The organism is Nocardia sp. NPDC058176, from assembly GCF_042883805.1.
Taxonomy (GTDB): domain Bacteria; phylum Actinomycetota; class Actinomycetes; order Mycobacteriales; family Mycobacteriaceae; genus Nocardia.
Genome location: NZ_JBHVVA010000008.1, coordinates 123924 through 137782 on the forward strand (window position 1 = coordinate 123924; position 13859 = coordinate 137782).

Annotated in this window: 14 protein-coding genes, 1 tRNA gene and 1 pseudogene; 3 read left to right on the plus strand and 13 right to left on the minus strand. The window is 67.3% G+C overall.

The annotated features are described in order from the left end of the window. Window positions 1-121: 121 nt before the first annotated feature. The 8 genes and pseudogenes from ACFVVM_RS30295 to ACFVVM_RS30330 form a co-directional block, all read right to left on the minus strand. Window positions 122-388, minus strand: coding sequence for an acyl-CoA-binding protein (locus ACFVVM_RS30295; protein ID WP_387625278.1), 267 nt, complete (start codon window positions 386-388; stop codon window positions 122-124). Between the two features lie 344 nt (window positions 389-732). Next, complete coding sequence (locus tag ACFVVM_RS30300) at window positions 733-1428, minus strand: ABC transporter ATP-binding protein (RefSeq protein WP_387625462.1); 696 nt, start codon at window positions 1426-1428, stop codon at window positions 733-735. A gap of 150 nt (window positions 1429-1578) precedes the next feature. Continuing rightward, window positions 1579-2529, minus strand: a pseudogene (locus tag ACFVVM_RS30305) (ABC transporter ATP-binding protein); the annotation flags it as partial. Beyond that, window positions 2526-3944 carry a branched-chain amino acid ABC transporter permease gene (locus ACFVVM_RS30310; RefSeq protein ID WP_387625280.1) on the minus strand — a complete coding sequence of 473 codons (1419 nt, stop codon included), beginning with the start codon at window positions 3942-3944 and terminating at the stop codon, window positions 2526-2528. The gene ACFVVM_RS30310 and the pseudogene ACFVVM_RS30305, both read right to left, overlap by 4 nt. Beyond that, window positions 3941-4978, minus strand: a complete 1038-nt coding sequence (locus ACFVVM_RS30315) for a branched-chain amino acid ABC transporter permease (protein WP_387625282.1) — start codon at window positions 4976-4978, stop codon at window positions 3941-3943. Before ACFVVM_RS30315 ends, ACFVVM_RS30310 begins: the two co-directional genes overlap by 4 nt. Window positions 4979-5043: 65 nt before the next feature. Beyond that, the gene (locus tag ACFVVM_RS30320) at window positions 5044-6201 is read right to left on the minus strand and encodes a branched-chain amino acid ABC transporter substrate-binding protein (RefSeq protein ID WP_387625284.1); all 1158 of its coding nucleotides are present in this window, start codon (window positions 6199-6201) and stop codon (window positions 5044-5046) included. A 272-nt stretch (window positions 6202-6473) separates the two neighbouring features. Further along, window positions 6474-7091 carry an ANTAR domain-containing response regulator gene (locus ACFVVM_RS30325; RefSeq protein ID WP_071927361.1) on the minus strand — a complete coding sequence of 206 codons (618 nt, stop codon included), beginning with the start codon at window positions 7089-7091 and terminating at the stop codon, window positions 6474-6476. 174 nt (window positions 7092-7265) lie between these two features. After that, window positions 7266-7352 (minus strand) — tRNA-Leu (locus tag ACFVVM_RS30330). 110 nt (window positions 7353-7462) lie between these two features. Here ACFVVM_RS30330 and ACFVVM_RS30335 point away from each other — a divergent pair. The 3 genes from ACFVVM_RS30335 (at window position 7463) to ACFVVM_RS30345 (ending at window position 9284) form a co-directional block, all read left to right on the plus strand. Continuing rightward, the gene (locus tag ACFVVM_RS30335; protein ID WP_387625287.1) at window positions 7463-7972 is read left to right on the plus strand and encodes a monooxygenase family protein; all 510 of its coding nucleotides are present in this window, start codon (window positions 7463-7465) and stop codon (window positions 7970-7972) included. 185 nt (window positions 7973-8157) lie between these two features. Beyond that, window positions 8158-8772 carry a low molecular weight phosphatase family protein gene (locus ACFVVM_RS30340; protein WP_387625289.1) on the plus strand — a complete coding sequence of 205 codons (615 nt, stop codon included), beginning with the start codon at window positions 8158-8160 and terminating at the stop codon, window positions 8770-8772. A 131-nt stretch (window positions 8773-8903) separates the two neighbouring features. Beyond that, entirely contained in the window at window positions 8904-9284 is a 381-nt protein-coding gene (locus ACFVVM_RS30345) for a hypothetical protein (protein ID WP_387625291.1), read from the plus strand. A 5-nt stretch (window positions 9285-9289) separates the two neighbouring features. Here ACFVVM_RS30345 and ACFVVM_RS30350 read toward each other — a convergent pair whose 3' ends face one another. The 5 genes from ACFVVM_RS30350 to ACFVVM_RS30370 form a co-directional block, all read right to left on the minus strand. Continuing rightward, entirely contained in the window at window positions 9290-10198 is a 909-nt protein-coding gene (locus ACFVVM_RS30350; RefSeq protein WP_387625293.1) for an acyl-CoA thioesterase, read from the minus strand. 2 nt (window positions 10199-10200) lie between these two features. Continuing rightward, window positions 10201-11619, minus strand: coding sequence for a pyruvate kinase (gene pyk, locus ACFVVM_RS30355; RefSeq protein ID WP_387625295.1), 1419 nt, complete (start codon window positions 11617-11619; stop codon window positions 10201-10203). Window positions 11620-11707: 88 nt separating this feature from the next. After that, on the minus strand, window positions 11708-12379 hold the full coding sequence (locus tag ACFVVM_RS30360) for an amino acid ABC transporter permease (RefSeq protein ID WP_387625297.1): 672 nt from the start codon (window positions 12377-12379) through the stop codon (window positions 11708-11710). A 3-nt stretch (window positions 12380-12382) separates the two neighbouring features. Further along, window positions 12383-13135 carry an amino acid ABC transporter substrate-binding protein gene (locus tag ACFVVM_RS30365; RefSeq protein ID WP_387625299.1) on the minus strand — a complete coding sequence of 251 codons (753 nt, stop codon included), beginning with the start codon at window positions 13133-13135 and terminating at the stop codon, window positions 12383-12385. 170 nt (window positions 13136-13305) lie between these two features. After that, window positions 13306-13842, minus strand: a complete 537-nt coding sequence (locus tag ACFVVM_RS30370) for an NINE protein (protein WP_387625301.1) — start codon at window positions 13840-13842, stop codon at window positions 13306-13308. Window positions 13843-13859 lie beyond the last annotated feature (17 nt).

The window sequence follows — 13859 nt, forward strand, 5'->3', positions numbered from 1 at the left end:
TAGGGACACCCCCCGACATCCCCGAACACCACCACTCGAGTCCGCCGTGCCGCACTCCCAGCCCCGCACCCGCGACCCCGGGGAGCGGCGGCCCCGCAGTGGCCGCCGCGGCCGGACCGTGTCAGCCGAGGGTGGTCTTGAGTTCCTCGACGAGGGCGATGTACTTCGCCTGCGCGTCCGCGGTCGAGGTGCCCTTCAGATCGTTCCAGGCATTCCACTTGGCCTTACCGACCAAATCCGTCAGCCCCGGCTTCTTGGTGGTGTTGTCCCCCACCGACCCCTGCTTGAACAGGGAGTAGAGCTTCAGCAACTGCTCGTTGCTCGGCTTCTTGGTGAGCTGCTTGACATCGACGCTCGCCTGGGTGAACGCCTGCTCGGTACCGGACACCGGTGACCACTTCCTTCGCTATCGCTGAATCGAACGCTGCCATCCTCGCACCGCTCGGACCCGAGCGGTCACCCACGAACCCACCCCGCACGTCGGGACCGCCGAGACGGCGAACCCGAGTCCGCCATCACCGCACTCCCAGCCCCGCACATCCCGACCTCGAGGAGGGATCGCCGACGAAGTCGGCGGTTCGCGCCCGTCCCGACGATCAGGTGCCGTGGCGTAGGCGACGAAGGAGCAAGCCACGGCGCCTGATCGTCGGGACCTCCCGGGGCGCGAACTCGAGCGCGCCAGCGCTCAAATAAACACAGCCCGTACACCGCCCGGGGCAGGTAGACCCCGAGTCAGTCCACACCCAGATACGCCGACTTCACCGCCGGATCCACCAGCAGGTCTGCACCCGCACCGGTCTTGGTGATCTCGCCGGTTTCCATGATGTACGCCCGATCACTGCGGGTGAGCGCCTGCTGAGCGTTCTGCTCCACCAGCAACACCGTCGTACCCCGACTGTTGATCTCACTGATGATCCGGAAGATCTGCTGAATCACCATGGGCGCCAACCCCATCGACGGCTCATCGAGCAACAACAACTTGGGCCGCGCCATCAACGCCCGCCCGATGGCCAGCATCTGCTGCTCACCACCCGACAACGTCCCGCCGACCTGCTTACGCCGCTCGGCCAACCGCGGGAACAGCTCGAAGATCCAGTCCAGCGTCCGCTGATACTCCGCCTTCTCCTCGAACGGCCTGCCGTAGCACCCCATGTCGAGGTTCTCCAGCACCGTCATGCCGGGGAACACCCCGCGACCTTCCGGCGACTGGATGAGCCCCGCGACCACCCGATCGTGCGCCTTCATCCCCGTGATGTCGGCACCCTCGAACAGGATCTTGCCCGAGGTCAACGGCAGCAGACCCGACAGCGCCCGCATGGTCGTGGTCTTCCCGGCGCCGTTGGCGCCGAGCAGGGTGACCAGCTCGCCCGCCGAGACCGTCAGCGAGATGCCGTGCAGCGCCTCGATCCGCCCGTAGTTCACGACCATGTCGCGTACCTCGAGCAGCGGTGTCTCGGTGACGATCTCCTCGGCTTCGCCCTGCGGTGCCTTCTCCACGACCACTGTGGCGGGCACCGGCGGCGGTGTCGCGCCCTCGGCCGCGGCGACTTCGGCCTCCTCGCGCACCTCCTCGATGGTGTCCGCGTCGGGCACACCGAGATAGGCCGCGATGACCGCCGGGTCCTCACGCACCTCGGCGGGCAGGCCGTCGGCGATCTTGCGCCCGAACTCGAGCACCACGATCCGGTCGGTCACGCCCATCACCAGGCGCATGTCGTGCTCGATCAGCAGCACGGTGTAGCCGTCGTCGCGGATCTTGCGGATCAGATCCATCAGCGCCGACTTCTCGCTGGGATTGAACCCGGCCGCCGGTTCGTCCAGGCACAGCAGTTTCGGCTCGGTGGCCAGCGCCCGCGCGATCTCGAGCCTGCGCTGATCGCCGTAGGAGAGGTTGCGGGCCTTCTCCACCGCGCGCGGGGCGATGCCGACGAATTCCAGCAGCGCCATCCCGCGTTCGATCGCGTCGCGTTCCTCCCGCCGGTGCCGCGGCGTGCGGAAGATCGCGCCGGGCACCGAGGTCGAATGCCTGGCGTCGGTGCCGACGACGACGTTCTCGAGCGCGGTCATCTCGTTGAACAGGCGCACGTTCTGGAACGTGCGCGCGATCCCGAGCCGGGTGATCTCGTTGCGCTTGGTCTTGGCCAGCGGCTTGCCGTCGAAGTACACGGTGCCCGCGGCGGGCTTGTACACACCGGTGATGGCGTTGAAGCAGGTGGTCTTGCCCGCGCCGTTGGGGCCGATGAGCCCGAGGATCTCGCCGCGGCGGATCTCGAAACTCACCCCGTCCAGCGCGGTCAGACCGCCGAAGCGCACCGTCAGACCGTCGGTGCGCAGCAGCGGCTCACCGACCGCGGTCTCGATCGCGCGGTGCGGTGCGACCACATCGGCGACCGTCTCGGCATCGCCGAGTTCGGGCAGCACCGCGGTCAGGTCGACATCGCCCGCGCTCTCGGCCTCCGGCGGCGGCTGATAGCCCGCCGCCATGTCCTCGTTGTCGAACAGCGCGTCACCCGCGCCCGGCCCGGTCATCGCTTCGCTCCGATCAGTTCGGCCGGCTTGCGCACGGCCTGGTACACCTGCCTGCCGTAAGCGAGCAGCTTCTGCCGCACCGGGAACAGGCCCTGCGGCCGCAGCACCATCATCACCACCAGGGCCAGGCCGAAGTACAGGTACTTCAGGTCACCCAGGGACTGCGCGCCGCCCGCGCGGAACAGCAGCACACTGCCGAACAGCAGCAGCCCGGCCACCACCCCGAAGATCGCGGTGGCGATCACCGCCCGCCGCGCCCACACCCCCAGGGTGTCCCCGCGCTTGCGCCACAGCAACCACAGCCCGAGCAGCACCGCCAGCACGAGGGCGAGCAGCAGATACCCGGTCGACTCGTTGGACACCAGCTGCACCGACTGCAGGCGCATCGGCAGGTAGGCGATGAGGAACGCGCCGACGATCACGCCGAGCTTGTTGCCCGAACCGCCGAGCACCACCGCGCACAGGAACAGCATCGACAGGATGATGTCGAACTGCTTGGGGTTCACATAGGTCACCTGCCCGGCGTACATGGCACCGGACAGGCCACCGACCGAGGCGCCGATGACGAAGGCCCACAGCTTGAACTTGAAGGTCGGCACGCCCATGATCTCGGCGGCGTCCTCGTCCTCGCGGATGGCCACCCACGCGCGCCCGACCCGGCTGCGTTCCAGGTTGCCGATGATCAGCAGCGCGCCGATCACCAGGATCAGGCCCAGCCAGAACCACCAGGTGCCGCTGTTGGCCCGCTCGAACGGATTCCAGCTGCTGGTGTCACCGAGATTGCCCGGCGAGAACACCCCGCCCGGCTTCGACTCCGAGACCGCGACCTCGGGGTAGGCGATCTTGGACAGCCCGAGGCTGCCGTTGGTGAGATCGCCGAGGTTGTCGGCCATCAGCCGCACGATCTCGCCGAAGCCCAGCGTCACGATGGCCAGGTAGTCACCGCGCACACGCAGCGTCGGCGTGCCGAGGATCAGGCCCGACACCGCGGTCAGCGCCACCGCGATCGGCACGCACGCCACCCACGCCCAGCTCGGTTCCAGCCAGTTGTCGGTCTGGTTCCACGGACTGTTCGGGCTGGTGAGCAGGCCGACGGTATAGGCGCCGACGGCGTAGAAGCCGACGTAGCCGAGGTCGAGCAGACCGGCCTGGCCGACCACGACGTTGAGGCCGATGGCGATCAGCGCGTACATCGAGAACAGCGCCATCACACCGCCGAAGCTCACCCCCGGGGTGTCGAGCAGCGGCGGCGGGAACACCGGAATCAGGGCGAGCACGACGACGATCGGAATGCCGACGATCCACTGGGCGGGCCGCGAGAGCCCGTCCCACCAGCTGCGGATCCCGTCGCCGACACCGGCCCGGTGGGGCTCGGACTGTGGCTCTGGCACAGGGGTTTTCGTGAGGTCGGTCATGCTCTTGCCCTCCCCAGACTCTCACCGAGGATGCCGGTGGGCCGGAACATCAGCACGGTCACCAACAGCACGAACGCGACCACGTCACGCCATTCGAAGCCGAACAGGATCTGCCCGTACTGCTCGGCGATCCCGAGCAGCAGGCCACCGAGCAGCGCGCCGCGCAGGTTGCCGATACCACCGAGCACCGCGGCGCTGAACGCCTTGATACCGAGGATGAAGCCGCCGGAGAAGATGATGCCGGTGGGCACGCGCAGGGTGTAGAGCAGCGCGGCCGCGCCGGCGAGCAGGCCGCCGATGAGGAAGGTCAGCATGATGACCCGTTCCCGCGAGACACCCATCAGGGTCGCGGTGTCGGGATCCTGGGCGACCGCGCGAATGGCCCGGCCGAACCGGGTGCGGTTGATCATCACCTCGGTGCAGATCGCCAGGAACACCGCGGCGACCACGATCACGATCGCCACGTTGGTGACCTCGGCGCCGAGGAAGGTGAACTGCACCTTCGGCTCGACCAGCCGGATGCCGGTCTGGGCGTTGGTGCCGCCGAGGCCGGGCTTGATCTTGGGCAGGATGTAGTGCACGAATTCCTGGATCACGAACGACATGCCGATCGCGGTGATCAGGAAGGCCAGCGGCTTGGCACCGCGTTTACGCAACGGCCGATAGGCCACCCGTTCGAGTCCCACCGCGGCGACACCGGAGACCGCCATGCCGAACAGCAGGGCGATACCCAGATAGATCACCGTGAGGACGACGCCCTGGGAATACACGTTCCCGCTCGGGGCGAACCCGAGCAGCTCCAAGCCGACATAGCTACCGAACATGCCGAGCATGAAGATTTCCGAATGGGCGAAGTTGATCAGCCTCAGCACGCCGTACACCAATGTGTAACCGACGGCCACGAGGGCGTAGACCGATCCGTAGGTGAGACCGTCCACGGTCAATCGCCAGAACTGGTCGATCACCCCGGAGACGTTGAAATCGATGGACCCGTCCGCCAACAGAGCCACACCGAGCGAAGCCGCTGATGTCATGGTTTCTCTCGTGTCAGGCGAACGGTGCGCGCGGGATCACCGGGCGCACCGTTCGACAGTCGTGACTACTTGACCTCGTACATCCAGATCTGGACGTTGGCGAGTTCGCCGGTGTCACCCCACTTGTACTGACGGGCGATACCGGCACCGTCGTAGTCGCGGACGAAGTCGACCAGCTCGGGCCGGGTGACCTTGCCCGAGTCGATGCCCTTGAGCAGGATCGTGGTCAGGTCGTAGCCCTCGACCGAGTAGACGCCGGGGGCCTGGCCGTTGAGCGCCTTGTACTCGGTGGTGAAGGAATCCGGTGCCGGGGAGCACGGGCACGACAGCAGCGCCTCCTTGGAGGATTCACCGGCCTGTCGCACGAACTCCGGGTCGTTGCTGCCGTCGGCGGAGACGAAGGTCGCGGTGATGCCGCCGGAGCGCACCTGCTGGACGAACGGCGCGGACTCGGCATAGTAGCCGGCGTAGAAGATCGCGTCCGGCTTGGCCGCCGAGAGCTGCGAGACCGCCGCGGCGAAGTCCTTGTCGCCTTCCTTGACATTGACCCCGCAGGACGCGTCGACCGCGGTGCCCGCGGCCTGGGTGAACGCCTGGGCGAGGCCGACACCGTAATCGGTGTTGTCCTGGACCACGCAGATCTTCTTGTAGCCCTTCTCGTCGATCAGGTAGTTGGCGATCGCCGGACCCTGGGAGTTGTCGTTGCCGAGGCCGCGGAAGAAGGTCTTCCAGCCGTTCTCGGTCAGCGCCGGGTTCGTGGCCGAGGCGGTCAGCGTCGGCAGGCCGGCCTCGCTGAGGATCTGGCCGGTCGCCTTGGTCTCACCGGAGAAGGTCGGGCCGATCAGCGCGACGATGCTCGGGTCGCTGACGATGCGCGGAATGACGTTGGTGGCCACCTGGGGCTTGCCCTCGGTGTCGAATTCCTTGACCGTCACCTGACAGTCGGGATTGGCCTTGTTGTGCTTGTCGAGGGCGAGCTTGACGCCCATCACCACGTTGATGCCGAGCGCGGCGTTGCCGCCGGTCAGCGGACCGGCCATCGCGATGCTCGTCGGCGCGCACTTGGCCGTGCCGTCGCCTGCCGGGTCGGCGGCCGCACCGGCATCGGTCTGCTCGACCGCGTTGCCCTCGGTATCGACCTGAACGACCGGCTGGATGGACAGTTCGGAGCCGCCACCCCCACCGCCGTCGGAGGACTTGTCGCTGCATCCGGACAGCACCAACGACGCGGCAGCTCCGATAACCAGAACTCCTCGCGTCGAACGACTGCGCCATGTCGAACTGAGCACGTCTCACCTCTATGTTCTGTGCTCCCCGGGGTCACCGAGGGGGCCGACCACGTTCAGCCCGGACAGAACATATCGTCGGATTGTTAGATCCGCATCACATTCGCATCATGTCGGATGCTTCGTGTCCAGTCGTAGTTCACATTATTGTTTCGCTTACGTAAAGTTTTTCGGCTTTCGGCGCGCGTACCGGCACAACGCGTTCCGCGTCACTGCGGGGTGAGGTTCTCCAGCACGACTTCGGCGACCGCCTTCATGGTGGTGCGGCGATCCATCGCGGTGCGCTGAATCCATTTGAACGCCTGCGGTTCCGACAGCCCCTGGGTCTGCATGAGCACGCCCTTGGCGCGTTCGACCAGTTTGCGCGTCTCGAGCCGATCCGACAGATTCGCGACTTCGGTTTCCAGCGCGGTGATTTCGTGGAAACGGCTGGCCGCGAGTTCGATCGCGGGCACCAGATCGGATTTGGTGAACGGCTTGACCAGATAGGCCATCGCGCCGGCGTCGCGGGCCCGCTCGACCAGGTCGCGCTGACTGAACGCGGTCAGGATCACCACGGGCGCAACACGTTTCGTGGCGATCTCGGCCGCGGCGTCGATGCCGTCACGACGGGGCATCTTCACGTCCATGATGACCAGATCGGGGCGCAATTCCTCGGCCAGCTCGACGGCCTGCTGACCGTCGCCCGCCTCGCCGACGACGTCGTAGCCCTCTTCCTTGAGCATTTCCACGAGGTCCATCCGGATGAGGGCCTCGTCCTCGGCGACGACGACACGCTTGGCCACGGCCTCACGAGTGGCGTCAGCGCCCCCTGCATTCGTGCTCATAGGTTCGACCCCTCTGGATTCCGATGCCTGTCGATCACACCACGACTGGCGACGGTGACCGAGTGATGTAGAGAGTACCTCCGAAGCCGCGGGTGACCGCGGGCGTGGCGGTCGCTCGCGACCCCGCACCGGATACTCCCCCGCGGAGCGCGGCGAGACGCCGCGCTGCCGCCGTGGTGCCGAGTGTGGGACTCGAACCCACACGTCCTTTCGGACAACGGTTTTTGAGACCGTCGCGTCTGCCAGTTCCGCCAACCCGGCGCACCGCGGCCACTATAGCGTCTCGGCGCGTCGGGAAGCGAACCGCCGTCGAACCGCCGGGGCGGGCGCACCGTAGTACCAGGAGAGCGGCACGGCGAAAGGGCGCGGACATGCGGGTACAGCGGACGACGGTCGATCTGGACGCCTATCCCGACCTGGTGATGATCCTGCTCGGCATGCGGGTGCGGACCCCGCGTGGCGTGCTGCGACTGCTCGGGGTCGGCCCCAAGCTCTACCGCTCGCACGCCGACCGCCCCGACGGCCTGCTCCACCACGAGGACGTGGTGTGGTCGATGCTGCCGCCGCACTGGGGCGCCAGGCAGTACTGGCGCGATCTGGACTCGCTCGAACGCTGGACCCGCTCGGCGCCGCACCGGCAGTGGTGGCAGCAATTCCTGCGCGATTCCGGCGGCACCGGTTTCTGGCACGAGGCGTACTTCCGGCGCGGGGGGATCGACGCGGTCTACGACGACATGACGGCGGCGACCGGGCTGGCCGCCTTCGCGCCGGTGGTGCCCGCGCGCGGGCCGATGTTCTCCACCCGCGGCCGGGTGCACGGCACCGAGCCCACCGTACCGCCGGTTATTACCGAATCGAATTATTATGACCCGAACGAGTGATCACCGACACATATCATCGCGGGGTTTCCGGCACCTATCTCGTGGGTATCACGGTCACACGCAACGGATTTCCGCATCGTGATTCATGTACGGAATTCAACCGAAAGGTGAATAACCGGTACCACGCCTGTGATGGTTACAATTTCAGTCTATTGCACGACAATCGACCCGATTACGGTGTCGGTATGCACGTGCTGTTCGTCTGCAACTCCAATGTCTGCCGCTCGGTGATCGCCGAACGACTGGCCAGGGCGTTCGCGGTGGACCACGGCCTGCCCGGCCTCACCGCCGACAGCGCCGGAACACGTGCGCTGGTGGGTTTTCCGGCCGAACCGCTCGCCGCGGAGACCATTGCCGGACTCGGTGGCGACACCGAGGGATTCAAGGCGCGCAAACTGAAGCCCGAGATGGTCGATCGCGCCGACCTGGTGCTGACGATGACCGAATCACTGCGCGAGCAGGTGGCCGAACTCGGCTTCGGCGCCGCGGCGCGCACCTTCACCCTGCCGGAGGCACACCGGATCGCCAAGGTCACCGGCGCGAAATCCATTGCCGCACTGCACCGGGCCCGCAACGACCTGGCCTATGTGGGCCGGGAGAACATCGCCGACCCGATCGGGCTCTCGGCCGAGGCCTTCCTCGAGGTCGGCGACCGCATCGCCGAACTGCTGTTCCCGCTGCTGGGCGCGCTGGCGCCGCACGAACAGACCCGATACGTCGAGCAGCGTCCCGGCCTGGTGATCGAGCCGGGGGCGGCGCGCCCGCTCTCGGCATTCCTGGCCGCTCAGCGGGGCCGCTGAACGAGGCTCTGTTCCCCGGGCCGCACAGGGATTACACTTCGGCGCGGACGCGCTGTTGCCCTGCTGGTTCGACACAGGACAGGACTGGAGACTTGCCGAAACGCATTTCGGATGTTTCGCTCCATGTGTTCGTGACGCCGGAAATCCTCGACCGCATCGTCGCCAGTATCCGGACCGTGGTCGACGACCATCTTCAGGACCGAGACGTCTTCGCCTGGCGGTTCACCCTGCCCGTCGACACCGCCGACCCGATCCACCACGATCTCGAAACACAGTGGCGCGGTACGCATTCCGGTCTCGACCCGAAGACCGAGGCCACCTACGAGATCGCGCTGAGCCTGGTCGGCGACCCGGTCGAATTCACCGACACCGATGTCACCGAGCTCGAGGACTGTCTGGTGCTGGCCGTCTACGGCGCGGTCGGGCCACCGCCGTGCCCCGGCATCCCCTTCCGGCTGCGCGCCGACCAGCGCACCGACCTCGCCCTCGAACTCGACCGCGAGCAGCGCTGAGCGATTCAGCGGGCCGGGAAGTGCCGGATGACGCCTTCCTGCACGGTGGTGGCGAGCAGTTCGCCGGTGCGCGAGTAGAACCGGCCGGTCGCCAGGCCCCGCGAGCCCGCCGCGACCGGTGACTCGGTGGCGTAGAGGGTCCAGTCGTCGAACCGGAACGGCCGGTGGAACCAGATCGAATGGTTCACCGTCGCCGCGAGGATTCGGTCCAGCCCCCACGACAAACCGTGCGTGGTGATGATCGAATCCAGCACGGTGGTGTCGGAGGAGTAGCCCAGCGCGGCGACGTGCAGCAGCGGATCGTCGGGCATGGTGCCGTCGGTGCGCATCCAGACCCGGTTGTGGTTGAGCTTCTCGCCGGTGCCCTTGAGGATCCACGCCGGGTCGTTGGTGTAGCGCATGTCGATCGGGTGCGGGGCGTTGATGAACATCTCGAGCTTGTCCTCGAAGCCCGCGAAGCTCTCCTCGACCCGGGGCAGGGTCTCGGGGTCGGGCACATCCGGCCCCTCGTGCGAGTGCTCTAGCCCCTTGCCCCAGTCCTGGAAGGCGGCCAGCATGACGAACAGTTCCTGCCCGTCCTGGCTGGCCGTGACCGTCCGGTTGGCCAGCGCGCGACCGTCACGATGACGCTGCACGTGGTACTCGATCGGCTTCTTCACATCTCCGCCGCGCACGAAATGCGCGTTGATCGCGTGCAGCGGGCGACCCACCGCGGTGCGTCCGGCAGCGACGATCGCCTGCGACACCAGCTGCCCGCCGAAGGTGCGGCTCCACACCTTCTCGGGATGGTTGCCGAGGAAGACGTCCTCGCCGATCGGTTCGAGGTCGAGCAGACCGAGCAGCACCCCCAGATCGGGGGACGGCTCACCCTGCGCGGCGTCGACCTCGACCGATCCGCCTACCGAACTACTCACGACTAGTGGTCCTCCTCGCCGATGCGATGCACATGGATCAGGTTGGTGGAACCGACGGTACCCGGCGGGGAGCCCGCGACGATGACCACGAGGTCACCCTTGCGATAACGCTCCATCGACAGCAGCGCTTGATCCACCTGGTGGATCATCGCGTCGGTGCTCTCCACCATGGGCACGATGAAGGTCTCGGTGCCCCAGGTGAGCGTCAGCTGGCTGCGCACCTCCGGCAGCGGGGTGAACGCCAGCAGCGGCAGCGGGGTGTGCAGCCGGGCCAGGCGGCGCACGGTGTCACCGGACTGGGTGAACGCCACCAGCGCCTTGGCGTTGAGGCGCTCGCCGATGTCGCGGGCGGCGTAGGAGATCACGCCGCGCTTGGTGCGCGGGACGTGGGTCAGGGGTGGGACCCGGGAGGTCTCCGATTCCACGGCGGTGACGATGCGCGCCATCGTGCGGACCGCGTCGATCGGCCAGGCGCCGACCGAGGTCTCCCCCGACAGCATCACCGCGTCGGCGCCGTCGAGCACCGCGTTGGCGACATCGGAGGCCTCCGCGCGGGTCGGGCGGGAGTTCTCGATCATCGACTCCAGCATCTGGGTCGCCACGATCACCGGCTTGGCGTTCTCACGGGCCATCTGGATCGCGCGCTTCTGCACCAGCGGCACCTGCTCGAGCGGCAGCTCCACGCCCAGGTCGCCACGGGCCACCATCACCGCGTCGAAGGCGAGCACGATCGCCTCGAGGTTGTCGATCGCCTCGGGCTTCTCCAGCTTGGCGATCACCGGCACCCGCCGCCCGACCCGGTCCATGATCTCGTGCACGAGCTCGATGTCGGCGGGCGAGCGCACGAACGACAGGGCGATGAAGTCCACACCCAGCTTCAGCGCGAACTCGAGGTCCTCGATGTCCTTGCCGGACAGGGCGGGCACCGACACGTTCATGCCCGGCAGCGACAGGCCCTTGTTGTTGCTGACCGGGCCGCCCTCGGTGACCCGGCAGACCACGTCGTTGCCGTCGATGTGCTCGACGGTGAGCCCGACCTTGCCGTCGTCGACGAGCAGCCGGTCACCGGCCTTGGCGTCGGTGGCGAGTTCCTTGTAGGTGGTCGAGACGCGGCCGTGCGTGCCCTCGACGTCGTCCACGGTGATCCGCACCTGCTGGCCGTTGGCCCACTCGGTGCGGCCCTCGGCGAAGCGGCCGAGGCGGATCTTGGGGCCCTGCAGGTCGGCCAGGATGCCGACCGCGCGGCCGGTCTCGTCGGAGGCCGCGCGGACCATCTTGTAGTTGTCGGCGTGGTCGGCGTGGTCGCCATGGCTGAAGTTCAGCCGGGCCACATCCATGCCGCTTTCGACGAGCTCACGAATACGGTCCTGGGAGGCAGTGGCCGGTCCGAGGGTGCACACAATCTTCGTCCGTCGCATCACGGGTAAGAGCGTAGTCCTCCCGCCCCGGCGCGTCTTTTCCCCGGTCGGGTTGACCGGTGAGTTAGCGAGGTGTTCACGAAATCGGTTGCTACCGAACCGCCACGTGCCGCGACAATCGGGTCTCCAGCCGGGTCTGGCCGAAGCCCAGGAACAGGCAGATGATCCAGTAGTAGATCGCGGCGACACCGTAGAGGGCGAAGAAGTCGAAGGTGGGGGCGGCGGCGAGCTGGGCGGTGCGCAGCAGCTCGGTCACCAGGATCGTCGAGGCCAGCGAGGTGTCCTTGACCAGGGAGATGAGCGTGTTCGACAGCGGCGGCACCGCGATCCGCGAAGCCTGCGGGAACACCACGAACCACAGCGTCTGCGGATAGGTCATGCCGAGTGACTCGGCGGCCTCCCACTGCCCGTGCGCGACGCTCATGATCGCCGAGCGCACCACCTCGGCCGCGTAGCCACCGACATTGAGGCTGAACGCGATCACCGCGGCCGGGAACGGATCGATCACCACCCCGAACTGCGGCAGTGCGTAGAACACGATGAACAGCTGCACCAGCAGGGGCGTGCCGCGGATGATCGAGATGTAGAAGCGGGCGGGTGCCGAGAACACCCGCCGCGACGACATCCGCGCCAGCGCGACACCCACCGCGATGACGAGGCCGATGACGAAACTGATCGCCGTCAACGGCAGCGTCATGGTGACCGTGGCCTTCAGCATCGGCCACAGGTTGTGCCAGATCAGCTCCCTGGTCGCGGAGTCCATCCGCTACTTGCTGACGTCGGTGCCGAAGTACTTCTCCGACAGCCGGGCCAGGGTGCCGTCGGCCGCCAGTTCCGCGAGCGCCTTGTCGACGTCGGCGATCAGCGCGGCGTCGTCCTTACGCGCGGCGAAGGCCTGCTCGCTCGTCTCGCCGGTCTGGCCCGCGATCTTCACACCGGTGTCGCCGGTCTTCTTCACGTACTCGCCCACGGCGAGGGTGTCGTTGACGGTGGCGTCCACGCGACCGGCCTTGAGCAGCTGCACGGCCTGGACGAACCCTTCCACCGCTTCGACTTTCGCGCCCGCGCCCTCGGCGACCTTGGCCCAGTTGCTGGTGGCCGACTGCGCGGTGGTCGTGCCCGCCAGATCGGCGAGCGAGGTGATGGTGGTGTTGTCCGCGGCGGTGACGATCACGCCCTCGGAGATGGTGTAGGGCTGCGAGAGCGAGTACTTCTCGGTGCGTTCGGGATTCACGGTGACCTGGTTGGCGACCAGATCGAAGCGCTTGGACTCGAGGCCGGCGAAGATCGAGTCCCACGGGGTCTGCACGAATTCCACCCGCTTGCCGAGCTTTTCGCCGACCGCCTGCGCGACCTCGACGTCGTAGCCGGTGAGCGTGCCGCCCTCCTGGTAGCTGAACGGCGCGTAGGTGCCCTCGGTGCCCACCTTCAGCACGTTCGGGTCGGCGTCGGACGAGCAGGCCGACAGGCCGGTCGCGGTGACGACGGCGAGTACGGCGGCGGCAAGTAATTTGCGCACGAGAGATCCCTTTCTCCGCTGCGCGTCGGTACGCGCAGGCCAAGCGACGCTACGGCGCCGCCACAGACCGACACAGAGTATCGCTCACCATGATCGGAATTCTCACCCGGAAACGCGAACGGGTGCCCCGCGGAGGCGGAGCACCCGTTCGGCGCGAGCGGTGATCACGCTCAGTCACGCAGCGGACGACCCTGCGCGTCGGGCACCTTGCCGGTCAGCATCATGATGCCGTCGATCAGCGGCCAGATCGCGCCGAGGCCACAGGTCAGCCACACCACGGCGATCTGGGCGATGCCGAGACCGGTGTAGCCGAGGTAGAAGCGGCCGACACCGAAGCTGCCGAGGAAGATCTCCAGCAGGCCTGCCATCAGCTTCTGCTTGTCCGAGAACGGGACGCCGTACATGTCCCGGCCGTACGGCGCTTCCGGATCGGCCGGGTTGTAGCCCTGCGGCATGCCGTAGGGCGCCCCGCCGTAGGCGGGCTGGGGTTGACCGTACGGATCGGCGGGCTGACCGTACCCCGGCTGCGGCTGACCGTACTGCGGCTGACCGTATCCCGGCTGCGGCTGGCCATAGCCCGGCTGCTGCGCGTAAGGATCCGACGGCTGGCCGTAGGCGGGCTGACCGTACTGCGGCTGGGCACCGGAATCGGGCTGCTTGCCGAGGTCAGGGCCGTATTGTGGATTGGGGTTGTAGGGGTCGGTCACTCATGTCCTCCATCATT

Excerpts from the sequence above, each read along its gene's own strand:
- ACFVVM_RS30315 (WP_387625282.1), bottom strand. The coding sequence starts at position 4,978 with ATGACATCAGCGGCTTCGCTCGGTGTGGCTCTGTTGGCGGACGGGTCC.
- ACFVVM_RS30300 (WP_387625462.1), bottom strand. The coding sequence starts at position 1,428 with ATGGTCGTGAACTACGGGCGGATCGAGGCGCTGCACGGCATCTCGCTG.
- ACFVVM_RS30325 (WP_071927361.1), bottom strand. The coding sequence starts at position 7,091 with ATGAGCACGAATGCAGGGGGCGCTGACGCCACTCGTGAGGCCGTGGCC.
- ACFVVM_RS30310 (WP_387625280.1), bottom strand. The coding sequence starts at position 3,944 with ATGACCGACCTCACGAAAACCCCTGTGCCAGAGCCACAGTCCGAGCCC.
- ACFVVM_RS30340 (WP_387625289.1), top strand. The coding sequence starts at position 8,158 with ATGCACGTGCTGTTCGTCTGCAACTCCAATGTCTGCCGCTCGGTGATC.
- ACFVVM_RS30335 (WP_387625287.1), top strand. The coding sequence starts at position 7,463 with ATGCGGGTACAGCGGACGACGGTCGATCTGGACGCCTATCCCGACCTG.
- ACFVVM_RS30360 (WP_387625297.1), bottom strand. The coding sequence starts at position 12,379 with ATGGACTCCGCGACCAGGGAGCTGATCTGGCACAACCTGTGGCCGATG.